The following is a 5,116-nucleotide window of genomic DNA, read 5'->3' as shown; positions in this document are numbered from 1 at the left end:
CCTGCGTGGCGTCGGCGGGCCGGAGCGCCTCGCGCTGCCCCACGGTGAACAGCCCCGCCACGCAGGCGAGCACGACGGGCAGCCGGGCCTCCCGGGCGTGCTCGTCCGGCACGGCGAACTCGCCGCGTGCCCGGGCCAGCGCCGACTTGGCCCTGGTCAGCCGCGCTGCCGCGGTGGCCTCAGCGATGCCGAGGTGGCCTGCGATCTGCCGGATCGTGAGCCCGCACACCACGCGCATCGCCAGGACGAGCTGCGCCCCGGGCGCCAGGGCGTCGTCGCACGCCACGAACATCAGCGCGAGGCGGTCGTCCAGGTCGTCACCCGGGGCGTGCGGCACGTCCATGTCGGCCACCTCCGGGCGGGCGAGCTGGGGCTGGAGCCGGTCGAACACCGTCCGGTGACGCAGCGCGTCGAACCAGGTCCGGCGCCCGACCTGAACGCACCAGCCGACCAGGTCGTCGATGGTGCCGTCGGGCTGCGCGGCGGCGCGCGCGAACGCCTCCGCCGCGTACTCCTCGCCGCGGTCGAGGCTGCGCGTGGTCACGGCGAGCGACCGCACCACCTGTGGCCAGGCGGTGCGGAACGCCGCGGGGTCGATCACCTGTCAGGAACCGAAGTGCAGTACCTTGCGCCACTCGACCACGTGACCAGAGGGAACCAGCGCCGCGATCTTGCGGGCCGTGGCCTCGTCGCAGTCGACCTGGTAGAAGCCCGTGATCACCTCGTTGGTGTCGGTGAACGGTGCGTCGGTGTAGACCGGTTCGGCGCCGTCCTTGCCGACCGCCACCCAACCGCCGTACTTGGCGTTCTGCAGGGCCGCGGCGCCGGAGATCTTCGCGCCGAGGTCGGCCACGGCCTCCTGGAAGCGACCGTGCGCGGCCATGTCCTCGTCCGCGCGCCGGTCGCGGCCCTGCGCGTTCTCGGGCAGGTAGGCGTCCGAGTCCCAGTCGTTCTCGCGGATCAGGAAGACCCAGGTGTCAGTCATGGCGAGCTCCTCTTACGGGAATGTTGACACGCCTTGGACGCGCGAGCGAGACCGGAATCGACAGTCTCGGGAGAATTCGTCAGCCGATCACCGCGACCGGGACCGAGATGGGCGTCCCGGAGCCGTCCCGGCGCTGGTCCTCCTCGGGCAGCTCGACCGGCTGGCCGCCGGCGCCGAGCGCACGCGGGGGAGTGGCGCCGACCCAGGCGAGGATCAGACCGTCCTCGCCCTTGAGCAGCCGCTGCGACCGCACACCGCCGGTCGCCCGGCCCTTGCCCGGGTACAGCGCGAACGGCGTCACCTTGCCCGCGCCCGGTTCGATGCCCGGCAGCGCGTCGCCCGCGCCCGCGATGGTCACCACGGTCGCCTCGACCCCGGCCGGGACCGCGCCGAAGAACACCGCGCGCCGCCCCTCGGCGAGCTTGATGCCGGCCATGCCGCCTGCGGCCCGGCCCTGGGGCCGGACGGCGGAGGCGGGGAAGTGCAGCAGCGACGTGTCGTCGGCGACGAAGACCAGCTCGTCGTCGTCCGAGACGACCGCGGCACCCACGACGGTGTCGCCGTCCTTGAGCGCGATCACGGGCCACTCGTCGCCCTTGGCCGGTGCGTCGGACGGCGCGATGCGCTTGACGACGCCCTGCGCGGTGCCGACGGCGATGGTCGGCGCGTCGGCGCCGAGCCCCGTCACGCCCAGCACGGACTCGCCACGCTCCAGCTCCACGAGCTCGCTGACCGGGATGCCGCCCGACAGGGACGGCGCGCCGTCGGTCGGCGGGAGCGACGGCAGGTCGAGCACCGAGATCCGCAGCATCCGGCCGGCCGACGTCACCAGACCCACGGACCCGCGGGTCGTCGCGGACGCGTCGCCCCGCAGCGCGTCGTGCGCGGCGCGGTTACCCTCGCGCGGCACGGGGACGTCCTCGGGCAGGCGGGCGAGCAGACCCGTCGCGGACAGCACCACGCGGGTGGGCTGGTCCTTGATCTGCAGATCGATGGGTTCGACGTTCTTCTTGCGTCCGTTCGCCGGGGCCACGGCCACCGAGCCGACGGACCCGCCCGCGGCGTCGAGCAGCACGGTGCGGCGCGGCGTGCCGTAGGTCTTGGCGACCTCGCCCATCTCGGTGCTGACCAGGCGGCGCAGCAGCTTCTCGTCGCTCAGCAGCTGCTCCAGCTCCGCGATCTCGCGGCGCAGCTCCTCGGCCTCCTTCTCCAGCTCGATGCGGGAGAACTTGGTCAGCCGGCGCAGCTGCAGGTCGAGGATGTACGACGCCTGCGGCTCCGACAGGTCGAAGATCTCGCGCAGGCGGTCACGCGCGATGGCGGCGTCGTCGGACGAGCGGATCACCTGGATGACCTCGTCGATGTCGACGATCGCGATGAGCAGGCCGTCCACCAGGTGCAGGCGCTCCAGGCGCTTGTCCAGGCGGTACTGCGAGCGGCGCCGGACCACCAGGATCCGGTGGTCCACCCACACCCGCAGCATCTCCAGCAGGCCGAGCGTGCGCGGCTGGCCGTCGACGAGGGCCACGTTGTTGATGCCGAACGAGTCCTCGAGCGGCGTGACGCGGTAGAGCTGCTCCAGCACGGCGTCCGGGTCGAAGCCCGTCTTGACCTCGATCACCAGCCGCAGGCCGTGCGTGCGGTCCGTGAGGTCCTGGACGTTGGTCACGCCCTGGATGCGCTTGGCCTTGACGCCGTCGGCGATCTTCTCGATCACCTTCTCCGGGCCCACGAGATAGGGCAGCTCGGTGATGACGATGCCCTTGCGGCGCGGGGTCACGTTCTCGATCCGCGCGGTGGCGCGGGTGCGGAAGGTGCCGCGGCCGGTGCGGTAGCCGTCGCGGACGCCGTCCAGGCCCACGATCTTGCCGCCCGTGGGCAGGTCGGGCCCGGGCACGAACCGCTGCAGGTCCTCCAGCGTGGCCTCGGGGTTCTTGATCAGGTGCTGCGCGGCGGAGACGACCTCGACGAGGTTGTGCGGTGCCATGTTCGTGGCCATGCCCACCGCGATGCCGGACGCGCCGTTGACCAGCAGGTTCGGGATCGCCGCGGGGAGCACCTCGGGCTGGGTGAGCTTGTTGTCGTAGTTCGGCACGAAGTCGACGACGTTCTCGTCCAGGCCCGTTGTCATCGCCATCGACGGCGCCGCGAGCCGCGCCTCGGTGTACCGGGGGGCGGCGGGGCCGTCGTCGAGGGAGCCGAAGTTGCCGTGGCCGTCCACGAGCGGGAGCCGCAGCGAGAAGTCCTGCGCGAGACGCACCAGCGCGTCGTAGATGGGCGCGTCACCGTGGGGGTGCAGCTTTCCCATGACCTCGCCCACCACGCGCGACGACTTGACGTGCGCGCGGTCGGGCCGCAGCCCCATGTCCGACATCATGTAGAGGATGCGGCGCTGCACCGGCTTCAGGCCGTCGCGCGCGTCGGGGAGCGCCCGCGAGTAGATCACGGAGTAGGCGTACTCGAGGAACGAGGTCTCCATCTCCGAGGCGACGTCGATGTCCACGACCTTCTCGTGGATCTCGCTCTCTTCGAGCGGCTGCGACGGCTTGCGCGCCATGGTTCGTGGGGCTCCTGGACTGAAGGGGGCGGACGGGACAGGCAAACGGTACCCCGCGCCACCGACACCGAAGCCCGCCCCACACCGCGCCTACACCAGATCTCACACCAGGTCACGGCGCTGGAGCATGTGCAAATGGGCCCTGTCACCTGGCAGTATTCAGGTATGCCCGAATTGCCGCTGGTCAGCAGGCCGACCGCCGTCCCGGGCTGGCTGGTCCGGATCGGCCTCGCCTACGGCGTCGTCGGGCTCAGCGTGGTGCCCGTGCTGGTGCTGGGCGCCCTGGTGACGTGGTGGATGCAGTCCTGGCGGTGCGCCCAGCAGGAGTGGGGCTGCCTGGAGCAGGGCATCACCATGTGGGCCGGCCTGGCGATCCTGGCGGCCGTGCTGCACATCGTCGTCGCCATGCGCGTCGGGCTCGGCGTGGTGCACGGCCTGGTGGTCGTAGCCGTCGCCGCGGTGTCGGCGAACGTGGCTCCCGCGCTCGGCGCGTGGCTCCTGCTCGGGGCGGGTCCCGCCCTCGCCGCGATCCTGACGGCGTCGGGCCCCAACCGCCGCCAGCGCCTGGTGCTCGTGGGCTTCGCCGTGATGCTGCTCGTGGGCATGGTGCTGGTGGGCTGACGCCCGCCGACCTAACCTTGGTCCCGTGGACCAGCCAGAACCGGCCGACCGACGGGGATACCCGGTCGAGTGGGAGGCCGACGTGGTGCTGCGTGACGGCTCGACCACGCACGTACGACCCATCCGGCCCGACGACGCCGATGCGCTCCAGCGCTTCCAGATGGCGCAGTCGGAGCGCTCGACCTACCTCCGGTTCTTCGCGGCCCTGCAGCGCATTCCCGACCGGCTCCTGACCCAGCTCGTCACGGTGGACCACGTGCGCCGGGCGGCGCTCGTCGCGGTCCGGCCGGGCACCGAGCACGCCGAGGACATCGTCGGGGTCACGCGCTACGACGTGACCGACGACCAGCCCGGGCGCCGCACCGCCGAGGTCGCGTTCAACATCGCCGACGCCCTGCAGGGCCAGGGCCTGGGCTCGGTCCTGCTGGAGCACATCGCGGCCGCGGCGCGCGAGCGCGGTGTGCACCGGTTCATCGCCGAGGTGCTGCCGCAGAACCGCGCGATGCTGGGTGTGTTCCGGGAGGCGGGCTACGACGTCGAGCAGCACCTGGACGACGGCGTGGTCAGCGTCTCCGTGGACCTCGACCCCACCGACCGGTCCCGCGAGGTCATGGCCGACCGCGAGCACCGCACCGAGGCCCGCTCCATGCAGGGCCTCCTCTCGGCCCGCCGGGTGCTCCTGGTCGGCCCCGCCGACGGCGGTGCGGGGGACACCCCCGACATCGACCACCTCCTCGTCGCCCGCGTCCGCGAGGCCTACGCCGCCGACCCCGGAGACACCGACCTCCTGGTGCTCGGTGACGACGTGACCTGGGCGGACCTCGAGAACGGCGCCACCATCGACCTGGCCGTCGTCGCCGCCCCGCCCGCCGAGGTGATCGACGCCGTCCGCCGCCTGCGCGGCACGGGCACCCGCGGCGTCGTCGTGCTCTCGGCCGGCTGGGCCGAGACCG

Annotated in this window: 5 protein-coding genes; 2 read left to right on the top strand and 3 right to left on the bottom strand. The window is 72.5% G+C overall.

Annotation, left to right across the window (positions count from 1 at the left end):
* The 3 genes from PROKR_RS22380 to PROKR_RS22370 form a co-directional block, all read right to left on the bottom strand.
* On the bottom strand, nt 1-601 hold a 601-nt coding region (locus PROKR_RS22380; protein ID WP_281171749.1), incomplete at its 3' end, for a sigma factor-like helix-turn-helix DNA-binding protein.
* A gap of 3 nt (nt 602-604) precedes the next feature.
* Nucleotides 605-985: a YciI family protein gene (locus PROKR_RS22375; RefSeq protein WP_036967752.1), complete on the bottom strand. Its 381-nt coding sequence runs from the start codon at nt 983-985 to the stop codon at nt 605-607.
* A gap of 79 nt (nt 986-1,064) precedes the next feature.
* The gene (locus tag PROKR_RS22370; protein WP_036967751.1) at nt 1,065-3,542 is read right to left on the bottom strand and encodes a DNA gyrase/topoisomerase IV subunit A; all 2,478 of its coding nucleotides are present in this window, start codon (nt 3,540-3,542) and stop codon (nt 1,065-1,067) included.
* Nucleotides 3,543-3,707: 165 nt separating this feature from the next.
* Between PROKR_RS22370 and PROKR_RS22365 the strand changes: the two genes are divergently transcribed.
* Together PROKR_RS22365 and PROKR_RS22360 are read left to right on the top strand one after the other, a co-directional pair.
* Nucleotides 3,708-4,163, top strand: coding sequence for a hypothetical protein (locus PROKR_RS22365; protein ID WP_142036724.1), 456 nt, complete (start codon nt 3,708-3,710; stop codon nt 4,161-4,163).
* Between the two features lie 25 nt (nt 4,164-4,188).
* The coding region (locus tag PROKR_RS22360; protein WP_036967742.1) for a GNAT family N-acetyltransferase at nt 4,189-5,116 on the top strand (928 nt) is incomplete at its 3' end.

This window comes from Promicromonospora kroppenstedtii DSM 19349 (assembly GCF_000515355.1).
In the GTDB taxonomy this organism is placed as follows: Bacteria; Actinomycetota; Actinomycetes; order Actinomycetales; family Cellulomonadaceae; genus Promicromonospora; species Promicromonospora kroppenstedtii.
The sequence above is the reverse complement of the archived record's forward strand: the minus strand, read 5'-3'. Positions and strand labels throughout refer to the sequence as shown.

Excerpts from the sequence above, each read along its gene's own strand:
- PROKR_RS22370 (WP_036967751.1), bottom strand. The coding sequence starts at position 3,542 with ATGGCGCGCAAGCCGTCGCAGCCGCTCGAAGAGAGCGAGATCCACGAG.
- PROKR_RS22375 (WP_036967752.1), bottom strand. The coding sequence starts at position 985 with ATGACTGACACCTGGGTCTTCCTGATCCGCGAGAACGACTGGGACTCG.
- PROKR_RS22365 (WP_142036724.1), top strand. The coding sequence starts at position 3,708 with ATGCCCGAATTGCCGCTGGTCAGCAGGCCGACCGCCGTCCCGGGCTGG.